The 14,815-nt window shown below is 32.7% G+C and carries 16 protein-coding genes; 4 read left to right on the top strand and 12 right to left on the bottom strand.

What is annotated here, in order from left to right:
- Nucleotides 1-36 precede the first annotated feature (36 nt).
- Nucleotides 37-927: a PorP/SprF family type IX secretion system membrane protein gene (locus AC1RRQ_RS04465; RefSeq protein ID WP_493021810.1), complete on the top strand. Its 891-nt coding sequence runs from the start codon at nt 37-39 to the stop codon at nt 925-927.
- Between the two features lie 311 nt (nt 928-1,238).
- On the opposite strand, the gene AC1RRQ_RS04460 is transcribed toward AC1RRQ_RS04465, so the two are convergent.
- Nucleotides 1,239-1,958 carry a DUF3667 domain-containing protein gene (locus tag AC1RRQ_RS04460; protein ID WP_493021808.1) on the bottom strand — a complete coding sequence of 240 codons (720 nt, stop codon included), beginning with the start codon at nt 1,956-1,958 and terminating at the stop codon, nt 1,239-1,241.
- Nucleotides 1,959-2,312: 354 nt separating this feature from the next.
- Between AC1RRQ_RS04460 and AC1RRQ_RS04455 the strand changes: the two genes are divergently transcribed.
- Entirely contained in the window at nt 2,313-3,113 is an 801-nt protein-coding gene (locus tag AC1RRQ_RS04455; RefSeq protein ID WP_493021806.1) for a zinc-dependent peptidase, read from the top strand.
- Nucleotides 3,114-3,243: 130 nt separating this feature from the next.
- Here the strand turns inward: AC1RRQ_RS04455 and AC1RRQ_RS04450 are convergent, their stop codons facing one another.
- The 8 genes from AC1RRQ_RS04450 to AC1RRQ_RS04415 all read right to left on the bottom strand — a co-directional run bounded on the left by AC1RRQ_RS04450 (nt 3,244) and on the right by AC1RRQ_RS04415 (nt 10,791).
- Nucleotides 3,244-4,095: an alpha/beta fold hydrolase gene (locus tag AC1RRQ_RS04450; protein ID WP_493021804.1), complete on the bottom strand. Its 852-nt coding sequence runs from the start codon at nt 4,093-4,095 to the stop codon at nt 3,244-3,246.
- Between the two features lie 150 nt (nt 4,096-4,245).
- Nucleotides 4,246-4,926 (bottom strand): metal-dependent hydrolase, encoded by a 681-nt coding sequence (locus tag AC1RRQ_RS04445; RefSeq protein ID WP_493021802.1) that lies wholly within the window; start codon nt 4,924-4,926, stop codon nt 4,246-4,248.
- A gap of 115 nt (nt 4,927-5,041) precedes the next feature.
- Nucleotides 5,042-6,883 (bottom strand): TlpA disulfide reductase family protein, encoded by a 1,842-nt coding sequence (locus tag AC1RRQ_RS04440; protein WP_493021800.1) that lies wholly within the window; start codon nt 6,881-6,883, stop codon nt 5,042-5,044.
- A 172-nt stretch (nt 6,884-7,055) separates the two neighbouring features.
- A complete protein-coding gene (locus AC1RRQ_RS04435; protein ID WP_493021798.1) occupies nt 7,056-7,928 on the bottom strand; it encodes a class I SAM-dependent methyltransferase in 873 nt (290 codons plus the stop codon).
- An 8-nt stretch (nt 7,929-7,936) separates the two neighbouring features.
- Nucleotides 7,937-8,401 carry an Mpo1 family 2-hydroxy fatty acid dioxygenase gene (locus AC1RRQ_RS04430; RefSeq protein ID WP_493021796.1) on the bottom strand — a complete coding sequence of 155 codons (465 nt, stop codon included), beginning with the start codon at nt 8,399-8,401 and terminating at the stop codon, nt 7,937-7,939.
- Nucleotides 8,402-8,447: 46 nt separating this feature from the next.
- Complete coding sequence (locus AC1RRQ_RS04425; protein WP_493021794.1) at nt 8,448-8,987, bottom strand: DUF2199 domain-containing protein; 540 nt, start codon at nt 8,985-8,987, stop codon at nt 8,448-8,450.
- Nucleotides 8,988-9,064: 77 nt separating this feature from the next.
- Nucleotides 9,065-10,294, bottom strand: coding sequence for a TMEM143 family protein (locus tag AC1RRQ_RS04420; protein ID WP_493021792.1), 1,230 nt, complete (start codon nt 10,292-10,294; stop codon nt 9,065-9,067).
- Nucleotides 10,295-10,563: 269 nt separating this feature from the next.
- Nucleotides 10,564-10,791, bottom strand: a complete 228-nt coding sequence (locus AC1RRQ_RS04415) for a hypothetical protein (protein ID WP_493021790.1) — start codon at nt 10,789-10,791, stop codon at nt 10,564-10,566.
- A gap of 92 nt (nt 10,792-10,883) precedes the next feature.
- On the opposite strand from AC1RRQ_RS04415, the gene AC1RRQ_RS04410 reads away from it, so the two are divergent.
- On the top strand, nt 10,884-11,576 hold the full coding sequence (locus tag AC1RRQ_RS04410) for a S24 family peptidase (protein ID WP_493021788.1): 693 nt from the start codon (nt 10,884-10,886) through the stop codon (nt 11,574-11,576).
- A 233-nt stretch (nt 11,577-11,809) separates the two neighbouring features.
- On the opposite strand, the gene AC1RRQ_RS04405 is transcribed toward AC1RRQ_RS04410, so the two are convergent.
- Complete coding sequence (locus tag AC1RRQ_RS04405; protein WP_493021786.1) at nt 11,810-12,277, bottom strand: hypothetical protein; 468 nt, start codon at nt 12,275-12,277, stop codon at nt 11,810-11,812.
- A 221-nt stretch (nt 12,278-12,498) separates the two neighbouring features.
- Between AC1RRQ_RS04405 and AC1RRQ_RS04400 the strand changes: the two genes are divergently transcribed.
- A complete protein-coding gene (locus AC1RRQ_RS04400; RefSeq protein ID WP_493021784.1) occupies nt 12,499-12,915 on the top strand; it encodes a DoxX family protein in 417 nt (138 codons plus the stop codon).
- A gap of 157 nt (nt 12,916-13,072) precedes the next feature.
- Here the strand turns inward: AC1RRQ_RS04400 and AC1RRQ_RS04395 are convergent, their stop codons facing one another.
- Together AC1RRQ_RS04395 and AC1RRQ_RS04390 are read right to left on the bottom strand one after the other, a co-directional pair.
- Complete coding sequence (locus AC1RRQ_RS04395; RefSeq protein ID WP_493021782.1) at nt 13,073-13,786, bottom strand: LytR/AlgR family response regulator transcription factor; 714 nt, start codon at nt 13,784-13,786, stop codon at nt 13,073-13,075.
- The gene (locus AC1RRQ_RS04390; RefSeq protein ID WP_493021780.1) at nt 13,759-14,757 is read right to left on the bottom strand and encodes a sensor histidine kinase; all 999 of its coding nucleotides are present in this window, start codon (nt 14,755-14,757) and stop codon (nt 13,759-13,761) included. Before AC1RRQ_RS04390 ends, AC1RRQ_RS04395 begins: the two co-directional genes overlap by 28 nt.
- Nucleotides 14,758-14,815: the final 58 nt, after the last annotated feature.

Here is a 14,815-nt window from a genome sequence, read left to right as displayed (position 1 = left end):
AACCGTATAGACACGAATATAATGAAAATTGAATCAATGAAAACAATCTATATAAAGGTAATTTTGTTCCTGAGTATTATATTAGGATCAAGTACCGCGGCAAATGCACAGCTGACAGAATATGAGGCTATGTATTTTCAAAATCAATACTTAAACAACCCTGCGATGGCAGGGTTAGAGGAAGGAATAAAATTGAACGTTGGTTACCAGCGTCAATGGGATGAAGTTCCTGGAAATCCTGTGTTAATGAATGGAACTATTGAATATAATTCTGGAAACAGATCGGCGTTAGGACTAAACTTTAATAGTGACAGAGCGGGTTTAATTACCAGAACAAGAGCAGTAGCAACCTATGCGTATCATTTACCAGTAGGCTTTGAACAAAATCTTCATTTTGGATTATCTGCAGGAGCAAAATTTTCTGCTCTTGACCGAAGCAAAATTGTTGGAGATATGGGAGATATTTCTGTAGAGAATTTTAATCAGAGTGCAAAATTTGATGGAGAACTGGGTATGGCGTATACCAGCAAATTATGGACAATTCAGGTATCATTGCCAAGCCTTAATAATCTTTTATTAAATACAGATGATGGGGTAAAAAAATATGTAGACCGTTCTACGTTTTATTCAGCAGTGAGTTATAAGATTTTATTGTCTAATCAAGATGAAAACTTAAACGTTGAGCCATTGCTTGCTTATAGAGGAGTTATGGGACATAAAGATATTTTAGACGCTGGAGCAAGATTTAATTTTACAGATTATAAAATGAATTTAGCAGCATTTTATCATACCAATAAGACGGTGTCTACAGCATTTGGAATGTCACTAGAAAAAGTGGGTATCTTCTTGTCTTTCTCAAGATATTTTGGAGAGCTTGGTGCTTATGCAAACAATACTATTGAATGCGGACTTAATTATAAAATATAATAAATAAAGTCTGTTTAAAGAGCTAAGGGATATGTAATATATATTCCTTGGCTTTTTAATTTGGTTTTAAAAAAAAAGACCTATTTCGTTATGAAATAGGTCTTTTTTTTTACTTTTTCTCAGATCGTTTTCTAAAATTTTTTATCAGCACCAAAATCGAGCATACAAAAACAATAATGTAAACAACTGCCAGTGCTGGTTTCTCGAACTTTAAGGTTTCAAAATTGAATTGTTTATATAGCGTTGAGCCTAGAATGATTGCTATAATGCTAAAGATAAATACTGATGCTTTACTTTTATTTTCCATAGTTTTAGTGTTTTAAAATATCAATTATAATTCCTATTACATTTAAAGAAATTACCGCAGTTGCTAATCCTAATATATTTGATGCCAAAGCTTTTACATAGCTCATAGGTTTCTTTTTGTCGAAAAAATTGCCAATAGCCCAGCTGGTATAAAGAATACCTAAAGCATTTGCAGCTTGTACTAAGTCAATTTTTGTTAAGCCTTGAATTATAGCAAATAAAGCAGAAATCAACATGCCAATTCCCATTACAAAACAGAGCAGGATTAGAATTTCAAAAAAATTATAACCATATTTTCTGAAGAATATTTTGGTCCAAAAACCAATAAATAATCCCAATATTATGTTGGCATAACCATAATGATCCTGAATCCATGTAAAAATTTTACCTGTTGTGGTTTGCTGCAAAACCTTTTCATATTTTGCATAGCTTACCTCCTCGACATGAAAAAAATGATTAGCAATAGAATAAATAAGAGAAGTTACAATTATAAAAATAATGGGTTTTACAAGTCGGGTTCTGTTTTCCGAGAAGAATTGTTTTATATGATCTCCGGGATTGGTTATTAAGCCCTTTATGGTATAAAAAATACCTCTTTCAAGATGTAAAACGTGCTCAATTTCGTGAATTATGTAATGTTTGTCAATCCTTTTAAGTTTTGCAGGTTGTCCGCAGTTTGAACAATAATTTAAGTTTACTTCGCTGTTACAGTTTATGCAATTCATTTATTTTGGTTTAATAATTTGGTCACTTTACCTGTTTGCGATAAACTCAGTAAAATTGCTGCTAAATTGTTTATGTTATTTAGAAAATAGCCAAATCTTCTAATTTTAGACCGACTTTCTGCCAATAAATTAAATTTATTTTCAGCGAATATAACAAATAATACGAAATTATTTTGTCGAATTTTATTTAAAATCCTGCAGCAATATTTCATAAACAGCCTCTGGAAAAAATTTTCCAGACAAATTTTAACCTTAAAATGTTTAAAGCTTATTAAAAGAAATATTTAATTTCAATTTTATATTTTAGCCAAACAGGATCAATGAAGCTTTCTGTTTTTTAATCGAAGTAAAACTATGCTCGCTCTCCTTTTTATTGGAATTCTTATAGGTACTTTATTCATTATAATAATCATTTTCAGAATTATTGAACCTACTTATTTATTACTGTTTAACAAACCGCTGTATATATTCTGGTATCCAATTCTGAATAAAATAGAAGCAGATGATAAAGCAGTTTTACGCCGCGAATTTCCATTTTATCTAAAACTTTCAGATAAAAAGAAAGGATATTTTGAGCATCGGGTAAAATGTTTTATCGATCGGTATAATTTTGATGGAAAAGACATTGAAGTTACACAGGAAATGCAATTAATTATTGCCGGAACTTACGTAATGCTGACTTTTGGAATGCGAACCTATTTACTTGAGTTATTTGAAAATATTATCATTTACCCAACAGTTTACTATTCAACAATCAATCAGGATTATCATAAAGGAGAATACAATCCTAGAATGAAATCAGTCGTTTTTTCGTGGGAAGATTTCCTGAGCGGACATCAAACAAAAGATAATATCAACCTCGGATTACATGAATTTACACATGTCCTGCATTTTTATTCCAGAAAAAGCTCAGATCCCAGTGCTGTGATTTTCTACGATGAATTTACCGAAATTGAGAAATATTTCGATCAGGAAAATTTAACCAATAAACTAAAAGAAAAACAATACTTTAGAGATTACGCCTACACTAATAAATTCGAATTTCTGGCCGTTATTTTAGAACACTTTTTTGAAACTCCGGAAATCTTTAAAAAAGAATTCCCGGAGTTATATGAACACGTAAAAGTGATGATTAATTTTAAAGAAGAAGTTTAAGAAATATTCTCTATTTTTTCAGGAGCTTAATCCAGCCATACACTATATCTTTTGTGCTGAACACCAGCACAAAAGGATGCCGTTCCTGTCTGGGCTAAGGCACTCGTTTACAAAAGAAATTTCGGGAAATCTATTTCGTATTCTGTATAAAATTATCGATGTAATTGACCACCAGTGGAATATTTTGATGCTGAGGAGCATGACCTGTTTGCGGCAGTACAATTAACTGTGATGTTGGAAGCTGTCTGGTCAGCGGGTACCAATTCTCTACAGCGAAACTAGTATCGTGATCTCCGGAAATTATTAAAATAGGTGTTTTTGTTGTTTTCAGTTTATCTCTAAAATTATCTTTGTCTTCGGCAGCGCCTTCACCACCTGCAAAATACAGTTGAAAAACTTCCATAGTCGATGGAATCTTAGAAACATCAATTCTTTTACCAATTCTATCATGCGAAGCTTTTGCCGCTTTCTTACTTTCTTCCGATTCTGGTTCGAAGAATAGGATAACTTCATCGTTAAAATCATTTATTGGTTTTAAAGCGTGATCCAGAAAAGATTGTTCCAGTGGTACAACTTTTTTTCCTATAGGACCTGTACCTAGCAATATAGTTTGTGTAACCAATTCCGGATATTGATGCGTTGCTCCCTGCGTAACCAATCCGCCGTAAGACCAGCCCATTAAAATTGCTTTTTTAATTTTAAGAAAATCAGCCAGATCTTTTACATCTTTGGCCACTTCTTTAATATCTGTTGGTAATTTTCCGGTAGAATAACCAATTCCCGAATAATCAAAAGTAATAACCTGATGTTTTTCGGCCAGCAGATCCAAAAACAACGGATCCCAAGTGTCAAGTGTTCCTCTAAAACGGTTAATTAAAATAATTGGATTTCCCTCGCCAATTGATCTGTAAGCAATTTTTCGTCCAGCAATATCTGCAAATTGAGTTTCAGAGTTTGTTGCATCTATTTTTAATGTACTCATTACTTTTAGTTTTTAGGTTAATAATGAATTAAGAAACAATTTTAATGCCTTTTGAAAAAATATTTAAATTCAGGCTTCTGTAGAATAAGCCGTTTCTTTTCTTTTTTTATTTCGCTAAAAAAAATAACATTTCACGAAATATAGAAAATATTACAGCTCGATTGTATCCCCAATTTTAGGTAAAAAGAGACTCAGACCAGCATTTTTAAAATCATTTAAAGCCTTTTGATGATCCATTTTTATGAAACCAAACGTATCGTAATGAACGCCTAATATTTTGGTAACTTCAACCAGTTTAGAAGCTTCAATCGCTTCTTCAATTCCCATAGTTAAACCATCTCCAATTGGGAAAACCGCAAAATCAAGTTTGGTAAATTTCGGAATCAGTTTCATGTCTAAAGTCAAAGCAGTGTCGCCGCTGTAATAAAAATTTCCATCAACAGTTGTGAGAACAAAACCTGTAGCAATACCGCCGTAAGTTCCGTCCATAAAACTACTCGGATGCTGTGCTATAACACATTTTACAGTTCCAAAATCAAAACTGAATTTCCCACCCGGGTTTATTGGGTGTGCATTTTCGATTCCGTTTTTTAAAAGCCAGTTGTAGATTTCAAAATTTCCAAGCACTTTTGCTCCAGTATTTTTCGCAATCCTTTCTACATCCAGAATATGATCGTAATGCGCATGCGAAATAAAAATATAATCAGCTTTTATTTCGTCAACATTAATATGCTTTGCTAACTCATTTGGTGTAATAAAAGGGTCAAAAAGAAGATGTTTTCCATTAGCATAAACAGAAAAACACGAATGGCCGTAATACGTTAGTTTCATAAGATATCTTTTTTAAGGATTAATAATCTGCTGATTTTTAGTTCAATAAAGATACCAATAAAAAATGCGCAGTTGTTTTTACTGCGCATTTTAGACTTTAAGATTTTGAGTAAATCTATTTTAATTCATTGTCAATCATTTCTCCTAAGCTGCCATTATCATGGCCTGAAAATAGAATATTTCCATCTTTTCCAATAAGAATAGAGGTTGGAATTCCTTCTATCTTGTAATTAGCCACCACTTCTGATTTAGAATCAAAAACAACATTAAAATTGTATTTTTTTTCTGTTATATAGTTGGTAACGTTTTTTAAAACTTCATCTTTTTTTTTATTTTCCCAGGTATTTATAAATAAAAAAGCGACATCCTTGTCTTTGTATTGCGTAACTAAGTCCTGCATTTTAGGGAAAGAAGCTTTACAAGGTCCGCACCAGGTTGCCCAAAAATCAAGCACCACAACTTTACCTTTATAATCTGAAAGTTTGACTTCTTTTCCGTCCAGATTTTTCAGTGCAAAATCAGTTGCAGCAGCAGTTCCAAAAGTATCTATTACATTTTTAGCTCTGGCCGCTTTAAGATTTTGATCTGCTTTTTCTTTTAATTTTTCATACCCGTCAAGAGGAAGATTTTGTGCAATGTATATATCTTTTAATTTGGTAAGGAATATGGCTGGAGGAACCGTATTACGGTTAATTTCATTTTCAATATAGTCTTTAATTTCTCCCTGGCTTTTTACTTTTTCAAGAATCGCTAAGTAGCATTCTTTACCGTTAGCATCTAGGCCGTCAACTTTTCTTAAACTGTCCTGATAATTAAACGCCTCTTTGTATTTACCTTGTTTGTAAAGTATATGTGCATACGTATCAGCATACATATTGTACAAGCCTTGATATTCCGGAAAAAAGTTTTCTTTTTTCTTTTCTTCCAAAAGGTCTAACGATCTTTTAGAAATGATTGCCGCAAAGTCAAGATCTTTACCGGGAGCTTTTAAGGAGCCTCCAGACAAAACCCACGCAGCATCATTATATGTGCTTGAAGGATTATATAAATAAGACTCGATTGATTTTGCTTTTTCAAGATCTTTTTTATCCAGATATATACTTGCTAAATTTCCATAGAAATAACTTAACGACCTTTTAGAATGGTCTTTATATTTTGTTTTAAGCGTATTTATTGATTCTAAAACATAAGCCTCATTCTTATTAGGATGATCCATAAAACCTCGAATAAAGATCGTTTTTTGCATTTCCCCGTTTGGGTATCGCTTTAAGACATCTTTTTTAATTTTTTCTGTTTCTGCTGTCATACCATACCTTCCGTATATATAATAAGCGGTAACTAAACTACTTTCAGTGTTTTTCTTCACACATCTTTCGGCAAAAGCTATTGTTTCATTCTTAAGCTCTGATTTTTTAACTTTTCCCAGATTGTACAAGTAATTCAAATAAGGTTTGTCATTTTTTAATTCAGGATATTTTTTGAACAAAGCTTCATATTCAGCAACCAGATTCTCGGGCTTATCATCTAAATCTAGTTTTAATAAATTAATACCATAATGGCGAATAAAAATTTCGTTAGCCAGCGTTTTGCCTAATTCAGACTCATTTTCTGTTTTAAGAGGCACGATGTATCCTTTATTGTTATTGTTATCGGCAATTTTTTGCAAGTCGCTTATTACAACTAAAATCGTTCTGGCAGCATCTGGAACTTTTGCGGTAAATTCATAACCTTTTTCGCTTTTCTTTAATGAACTTAAATCTAAACCAAAATCATCATCAAAAGCATATAGAACATTAGCTTTAGAGTTAGGTTCTATTACTAAACCTGTTGGAGGTTCGTATACATAAGTATTTTCGGCACCGGCTTTAAACGTGGAGTTTTTTAAATAGATTTTTCCGTTTTGAGAAAATACATTGCTAATGAGGGCAAAGAATAGCAAAAAGGTGATTTTTTTCATTCGTTTGTGGTTTTTTGGTTAGGTTATTTCTTAAATAGTTAACGAATCGCAAAAGTATATATTGCTGTGCTTATTGATTTTTTATTAAGAAAATATTAGCAGAAATTATTCACAAGAAGAAAAAAATGATTTTGTTATTAAAGGATGAAAAGTATTGATAATCAGTAGGTTGCTATTGTTTTGCAGCAAAAACAGTTCTATAAAATTCATAACCTTTTTCAGATCGATTAGGAAGGAATTTACAACGGTATTCATCGGCGCCTAAATCTTCTAAAAGCTGTAAGCCAAATTGGTTTAAATAATGTGATAATTCATCAGGTTTAAAGCCAAAAGTCCAATGTTCTTCCAGCTTTTCAAGATCATCTAAAAGTTTTTTACCGCCTAAAAATGATTCAGGATTATCAAGTATATCTTTATGTACATAAGTAAATATTACAGAACTGTTTTGGGCAAATTTAGAAATGAAAGAAAAGGTGCTTTTTACAGCTTCTTCGGTTAAATAATTCGTTACACCTTCCCATATTACTACAGTAGGTTTAGAAAAATCTAAATTATTCTGTATAGCCAATTGATCCAGACTTTGTTTATTAAAATCGATTTGAAGGAAACGCACATTTTCAGGAATTTTACCAATACGATTTTGGTAGATTTCGGCTTTAAAATTTGATGTATTAGGATGATCGATTTCTATTACCGGAATTGTTTTTAGAAAATCAAGCCGAACTGCTCTGGTATCAAAACCAGCGCCTAATAAAATGACCTGTTTTGCACCATTTGAAACCGCTTTTTGCAGCAATTCATCGATATATTTTGTTCTGGCAATTCCAGAAGAAAATGCACCCGGAATCTTTTTATTGATTGTATTGCTTATGTATTTTGAAACAATATGATATTTAGATAAATGAACTGCCAGTCTTAATTTAGAATCCAGAAAATGAATCGCGTAGGGATCCGAAAATAATCTGTCGGTTATAGTTCGCTGTGTTTCTAACGCTCTAAAGAAAGCCATGTATTGCGCCGTTCTGCTTGTTTTTTCTGCTTTCATGACAATGCTTATTTTCTGGAAAATAAATTGTCGACAACCCAAGCCGGACCAATTAGCAGAAACTGAAGATCTTTTAAGAAAGAAGGTTTTTTGCCTTCGATATTATGACCATAAAACTGCCCAATCCAAGCAATTACAAAAACACCAATCGAGAATATCCATAACGGAAAAACCTGCCCGATATAATAATTTACGATAAGACAAATTGCCGAAAAAATCGCAATTTTAACCGCCATTGCAATCGATAACCGGATGTAGAAAATAAGAACAAAAAGTAAAACCACAAAAGCCCAGTTTTCGATAATCGGCAAATTGAGTTTTAAAGTATTAGCAATAACACCACTGGGAATGCTCATTAACAAACCCACGATAGAAAAATAAATTGCCGGAACGCAAATATAATGTATCGCTTTGTTTTTTGGGTTTTGATGACTTACGGCATATTCTGCAAACCATTGCTCTAATGTTCTCATTGTTTTGGTTTTAAGGTTAGTTACCGTAAATCTAATAAAATTTCCTTTAGTTTTTACCGTGCTGTATTTTCATTATTTGATCGACAATTGAAACGGCTTTTTCAAAGGTTATTCCGTTTTCCTGATCGATGGTTAAAGGATGATTTTCTTCGATCATTTTTATCTCGGGAATAAACCCCAGCTCTTGTTCGATAGCAACAGTTTTAAGAGAAATGGTTTTGCCATACGTTGGAACATCGGTCTGCATCCACCCAAAATAAGGTTCCTGATTTACACGGTTAGGATCTTCCCATAAATCCATTCTCACACAAAAATTAGCCTCGCTTATAGTTGTCCAGACATTAAAAACCAGATCTTCATGATAATCAATTATGGAGATTGTTAATCGTCCTTTGTGAAAAAAATGTTCTTCATCGACATAACACCAGCTGCCGCCAAATTCAATTCGTTTTTCTCTTTCTTCTACAGGAATTGCAAAATAATAAGCCGGATATTCATTGCCAAAACACAAAGGCATTTCGTCGAAAGTCTCTCCGCAGCAAGAGCATTTGTAACCCTGCTGGTTGTTTTCTTTTTTTAAATTCAAAATGTAAATTTTAAATAGATTATACAATCGAAAATAATTTCGAGTAGGATAAAATTAGTTTTTAAGATTTTGAAATCCTAGTTTTGATTGTATTCAAAAACGCTGTCCCACAATTCATCGATTTTAACCAAAGCTTCGTTTAACGGAATAACACTCCATTTCCCGTTAGTTTCGATTCCAAGGCCAATACTTTTTAGTTTTAGCAAAGCATCGTTAACGTCAAAATCTAAGTCGGTTTTTAATTTCGAGGCAAACCAGGATTCAATCTGCAAATCTAATTCTTGTGCGGTTAATGGGTTTTGGCTTCGGTTTAAAAAAGCATAAGCCAGAATAGTTTCCTTTAAAGCTTCTTCTTCAGATGAATTTAAAAGTGAATAAAAAGCACCGCTGTTGTTTCCGAGATTCTTAAAATACAAACTGTCGGCCAGCATTTTAGAATATCTAATTTTCTTGTTTACAAAATTATTGTACTGACGGAAACAATAAGCCGATAGGATTCCCAACGCAATTAAACCTTGATTTAAGGATGTTTTGCTGTTTAGTAAATCAATCGTTTCACCGGTTTGATAAGCGTCGTACATATTTAGTAAGGCCGGAATTACTTTGGCGCTTAATAACGAAATACCGCCAAAAATTCCCGGAACCCAAAGTAGCATTTTGTCTTTTAAAGACATTTTAGGAACTGCATTTGGAAAAATAGTTTCTAGATCGTTTTTTGGAACGCGTTTAAAGATTTTTAAAGCAATAGAACCTGGATCGATTGGCATTTTTCCTAATTTGACTTTCTTTTGAGTCAAATAATCGGCGTCGCTGTAATTAAGATAAATCAAAACCCTGTCATAATATTCGATTTCGACTTCTTTTTTCCAGAAATAGAATTTCTTTATTTTTTCTTTTGCCTTATGATGCCCGCGAACATACAATTCGTAATCCTTAAAAGCATTAAAATCGATAGATAGGTTTAAACCAATCAAATCAGATTCGTCAAAAGCTTCTTTTAAGGTTTCCTGATTAACTCTGTAGTAATTACCGCGTTCTAAAACGGTAAGCAGGGTTTGTTTAAAAACTAAAAAATCGCTTTTGCCAATGTAGCCTTCGCGTTCTTTTTCGCTTAAATCCGGATCGTATAAAGCGTAGTTTTGCTTTAGGTTTCGGTTGAGGTTAAAAGATTCGTAATGATAATAATGTTCGATAATTTCGAACAATTTTTTAAAATTATCAACTTTTTGAGGATCTTCGGCGAAAGCTGCAATTTGTTGCTCGAGTAAGAATTCCTTATTAAAGGGAATATAATGTTCTCGTTTCATATCGATTTTGGGCTTTAATTTGCTTTAAGGCTTAGAAGCTGCAAAGATATGGTTTTGTTATTGCTTTTGCATTAAAAAACAAAAGCCGTAAGATGATTTACGGCTTTAATTTCTTAGGGAAATACATTAGATAAATTAGGATTAGGTGCTTATCTAATTATTATATCTATTGGGATCAATAGATTTATTTTGGTCCCTCTCATAATACTTTTATGTAGGAAATGATATTATGAGTTCTTTTGGCGAAAAAAGAATGGGACCTTATTTTATTATTGTTTCTTTTTTTCTTCTTGTAACCTTTGGGCCTGACTTTCTCTTACAATTCTATATTCGTTATCAAGCCTCTTATATTCGGCTTTAATAATATCGCAAATAATGCCTACACGGTCGCCTCGAATAGATTTTCGAATATAGTCGTAAGAATAACCGTGCTTTTCTTTGATGATTTTTAAGACATCTTGGTTGTAACTTGGCTGAGATTTTATATTTTTGCCCATTGCAATATTTGTATTAAAAGTAAGACAAATATACGTAAGACATTTCTTAGTAACAAATAATTGTAGGATATTTTTTAAATAAAAATAAAATTATGGCGGAAAATACAATAAAAAGAATAAAGCAGTATTTAGATCACAAAGGCATTAGAGTTAGGACTTTTGAAAGGGTAGTGGGGATGTCTAATGGTTCTTTTGCAAGTCAGTTAAAACACGACAAGACTATTGGTGTAGATAAGTTAGAAAATATCTTAAGTCAATACCATGATATTAACGCAGAATGGCTTTTAAAAGGCACAGGAGATATGCTGCTTTATGACAGTTTAAATGAAAACAGGGCGCTTTATAGAAAGACTGAAAGAGCACAAAGTCATAATATTCCAATTTATGACGTAGAAAGCACAGATGAAATTGCTGATTTGTTTGGCGAAAACAAAAATCAAAAACCGGTTAGTTTTTTAAATGTTCCCCGAATTTCTGAATTTGATGGTGCATTGTATGTAGTGGGAGAAAGTATGTATCCGTTGCTTAGAAGCGGTGACATTGTAATCTACAAGAAGATAAATAATCCGGAACAAAATATTATTTGGGGCGAGATGTATTTGATCTATGTAAAAAATGATGATAATGAATATTTCCTGACCAGATATTTAAAGAAGTCAGAGCGTGAATCGTATGTACAGTTTGTATCGCAAAACCCGGATCATCAAACGGTAGAATTTCCTATAAGCAGTATTAAGGTGCTGGCTTTAATTAAAGCTTCGGTTAGAGTTAATACTCAGTTTTAATAAAAAAGTAAAAGTGGGATTTCTAATCGTTACCAGCGATTTGAAATCCCACTTTTTGTTCCAAAAAAAAGTGACAAAATTTACAAGCTTTCTTGTGAAAAAAAACTATATTCTAAAATAAAAATTATTGCATACAAGTATACAGCGAATAAAAATTTGGACAATACGTATTTATACCTGTTTTTTTATTTTTTTAGGTGCAAAGAGGCAAAGGTGCAGAGGGACAAAGTTTTTTATTCAGACTTGAGTTTGTTTAATCGGATTACTTTTTCAATGTATTGCAAGAGGTTTTCTCTTTCAAGAGAAAAAGAAGCATTTTTACCTTCATTTTTCAAGTATAAATCGACAATACTTTCGGCATCCATATTTTTATTGAGATGATGATGCAGGGTATATTTTATTAAATCATCAAAAAAAAGTTCTTTCAAGCGTCCTTTTTTGAGCGTTTTGGTATCGCCATTTTTTATTTTTTCTATTTCAGATTCGGGCAGATCAATGGTCAGAAATGCAGTATCTACAGGAACTTTTGAAAGCATTTCTTTAGTTGTCTTTCCCGTAGCATTGCAGTAAGCACAAGGCGCGGGAACCCATTTTAATTCTTTATTTAAACGTCGTATATCTTCCCGATCTACAAATCCTTTTCCCAGGCATCTTGGGCATTCTAAATCTGATTTTTTAAATAACAATTTAAAAATGGACATTTCTTCTACAGTTTTTGTTAACGTTTAATGGCTATGCGAAGGTAATTATTTATGTAAGAAGATTTTTTTACAGAAGTTATTTTTGATAGAAAACTTCTCCACAATAAACTCTTAAACATGGATATTTCACAACGATTCAATCAGGAGTATGCAAAGTAGTTTGCTGTGAAATGTTATAAATTTGATTGAAGATTTTTAATCAAAAAAATAAAACTTTCAATATGGAAAATATACAAACCAATAAAACGCAGGACTTTTTTAGAATTCTGTTAGGTCTTTTTATGATAACGGCCGCCATTGGCCATTTTACTTTTCAAAGAACCGATTTTCAGGCACAGGTTCCTAATTGGGTTCCGCTAGATAAAGATCTTGTTGTCATTCTATCTGGAATTGTAGAAATAACTTTGGGACTTAGTATGTTGTTCTTAACACGATATAAAGTGTTTGTGGGCATTGCGCTGGCTGTATTTTACATTTTAGTTTTTCCGGGAAATATCGCCCAATATTTAAATAAAACTCCCGCTTTCGGACTCGACACTGATCAAGCCCGTTTAATAAGATTGTTTTTTCAGCCTGTTTTAATTTTTCTGGCTTTGTGGTCTACTGGGGCGATTAAGTATTTTGAAAGGAAGGTTTAGTGATTAATTTTGTAATCTGCTTTTTGTCTAATTGTTACGGGCACGAATTGCAAATCCGCGCTATCGTTGCGTGAATGTTTTGCGCACAGATACACAGATAGCAGACAAAGATAGCGCGGAACTTTTTAAAAATTATCTAATTATCTAAATTGTCAAATTATCTAATCGAAAGATTATCCAATAAAATCTGATACTTTCTCCCCACAGGAATAATTTCCCCGTTCGACATGGTGAGGTTTTTAAAAGTAACCGCCGAGATTTTGTTTGCATTTACAATATAAGAACGATGTACCTGTACAAAACTTTTACAATCTATTTCAGAAGAAATACTCGAAAGCGAACCATAAATAATATGAGGTAAATTGTGTTTTGTGCTGTAGAGTTTCATGTAATTGCCGAGACTTTCGATATAAATAATATCAGAAATAGGCATATCGATTGTTTGTCCGTTTAAGCGGTAAGAGAACGTTTTTGCGTTGGTATTGATTTCTTTTTTAAGGCTGTTTCCTGAGAAATACGTTTTGGCTTTTTCTATAGCTTTAGCAAATTTTTCGGGCGAAATAGGTTTTAGCAAATAATCGATCGCATCGTTTTGGTAAGCCGAAAGCGCAAAATCAGAATAAGCGGTAGTGACAATCGTCAGTGGCCGGTTGGGTTGTAACTCCATTAATTCTACGCCCGAAATTACAGGCATATTAATATCAAGAAAAATAATATCATATTGGTTGGCATTAAGCATTTTTACGGCTTCCATACCACTAAAAGCGCTTCCGGAATGTTCCAGTTCGTCAAATTTAGAGATGTGCGAAATCAACGCTTTATGCGCCGGCGATTCATCATCGATTATAAGACAGCGGTAGGTAATTGCCATATACTTAATTTTACAACAAACATATTTTTCTCTTTTTTACAGCTCAAATTATGATGCAAACCGTAAACTTCTAAACGTCTTTTTAAGTTTTCAATTCCAATTCCGGTGCTCGAAAGTCGTGATCCCGAATCGAGATAATTGTTTTTTATCGTAAAAGACAAATTTCGGCATTTTACTTTTAAGTCTAATATAATAAACGGTTCGGCAGTTTCGGCAGAGAATTTAACTGCATTTTCTACCAAAGGTAAAAAGAATAAAGGCGGGATCTCGATTTCATCAAAAGCACCTTCAAGTTTTTGAGTCACTTTTAAACGTTCGTTTCTAAAAGTATAATATTCAATGTATTTTTTTACGAAAGCAATTTCTTCTTCAACCAAAACATAATCTTTTTTTGAGGCTTCGATTTGGTAACGCAGCATATCCGAAAGATTCAGGATTCGGTCTGGAACTTTATCCGGCTCCGAAAGAGATTCTCCATAAAGATTATTCATGGCATTCAATAAAAAGTGCGGATTCAATTGCTGTTTTAAAAATGAAAGTTCCGATTTGAAATTCATGATATCCTTATCAGCATCCATGATTTTTTTGGTGATCACGACATGCATAAAATAGAAAAACATTCCGTTGATAATCAGCGATAATATCTGAAGTGTTTTGAAATTGCCTAAACCAACCAACGGAAAAAACCAATTCATGAAAAAGTAAAACGAAGTCCAGTAAACGGCAAAGAGGATAAAGAATGTTTTAAGCTTTTTTTTAAACAAAAAAGGCCTGATGATAAAGACGTTAAAGATCGTTACCCAGACAATACAAGGAAAATAACCTATTGAAACTTTCTCGATCATATAAGGCCAGTCATGACCCGCTAATTTTATTTCGTCGTATATACAGGCCAAAATAACCAAAATTATAAAGGTGTGTACGATGAGGTTTCTAAGAAAAAAGTTCTGATAAATTTTGAGAATCTTCATAACGGCAAAATTAGTTTAATATTATAGTTTGCAGCTGTTTGCAGGACATAAATTATAC

Source organism: Flavobacterium sp. GW821-FHT12A05 (assembly GCF_058807735.1).
Note: the sequence above shows the minus strand (reverse complement) of the source record. Positions and strands in the feature narration are given on the sequence as shown.

What these genes read in the sequence shown, in the direction of transcription:
- AC1RRQ_RS04465 (WP_493021810.1), top strand. Translation starts at nt 37, where the DNA reads ATGAAAACAATCTATATAAAGGTAATTTTGTTCCTGAGTATTATATTA.
- AC1RRQ_RS04460 (WP_493021808.1), bottom strand. Translation starts at nt 1,958, where the DNA reads ATGAATTGCATAAACTGTAACAGCGAAGTAAACTTAAATTATTGTTCA.
- AC1RRQ_RS04455 (WP_493021806.1), top strand. Translation starts at nt 2,313, where the DNA reads ATGCTCGCTCTCCTTTTTATTGGAATTCTTATAGGTACTTTATTCATT.
- AC1RRQ_RS04450 (WP_493021804.1), bottom strand. Translation starts at nt 4,095, where the DNA reads ATGAGTACATTAAAAATAGATGCAACAAACTCTGAAACTCAATTTGCA.
- AC1RRQ_RS04445 (WP_493021802.1), bottom strand. Translation starts at nt 4,926, where the DNA reads ATGAAACTAACGTATTACGGCCATTCGTGTTTTTCTGTTTATGCTAAT.
- AC1RRQ_RS04440 (WP_493021800.1), bottom strand. Translation starts at nt 6,883, where the DNA reads ATGAAAAAAATCACCTTTTTGCTATTCTTTGCCCTCATTAGCAATGTA.
- AC1RRQ_RS04435 (WP_493021798.1), bottom strand. Translation starts at nt 7,928, where the DNA reads ATGAAAGCAGAAAAAACAAGCAGAACGGCGCAATACATGGCTTTCTTT.
- AC1RRQ_RS04430 (WP_493021796.1), bottom strand. Translation starts at nt 8,401, where the DNA reads ATGAGAACATTAGAGCAATGGTTTGCAGAATATGCCGTAAGTCATCAA.
- AC1RRQ_RS04420 (WP_493021792.1), bottom strand. Translation starts at nt 10,294, where the DNA reads ATGAAACGAGAACATTATATTCCCTTTAATAAGGAATTCTTACTCGAG.
- AC1RRQ_RS04415 (WP_493021790.1), bottom strand. Translation starts at nt 10,791, where the DNA reads ATGGGCAAAAATATAAAATCTCAGCCAAGTTACAACCAAGATGTCTTA.
- AC1RRQ_RS04410 (WP_493021788.1), top strand. Translation starts at nt 10,884, where the DNA reads ATGGCGGAAAATACAATAAAAAGAATAAAGCAGTATTTAGATCACAAA.
- AC1RRQ_RS04405 (WP_493021786.1), bottom strand. Translation starts at nt 12,277, where the DNA reads ATGTCCATTTTTAAATTGTTATTTAAAAAATCAGATTTAGAATGCCCA.
- AC1RRQ_RS04400 (WP_493021784.1), top strand. Translation starts at nt 12,499, where the DNA reads ATGGAAAATATACAAACCAATAAAACGCAGGACTTTTTTAGAATTCTG.
- AC1RRQ_RS04395 (WP_493021782.1), bottom strand. Translation starts at nt 13,786, where the DNA reads ATGGCAATTACCTACCGCTGTCTTATAATCGATGATGAATCGCCGGCG.
- AC1RRQ_RS04390 (WP_493021780.1), bottom strand. Translation starts at nt 14,757, where the DNA reads ATGAAGATTCTCAAAATTTATCAGAACTTTTTTCTTAGAAACCTCATC.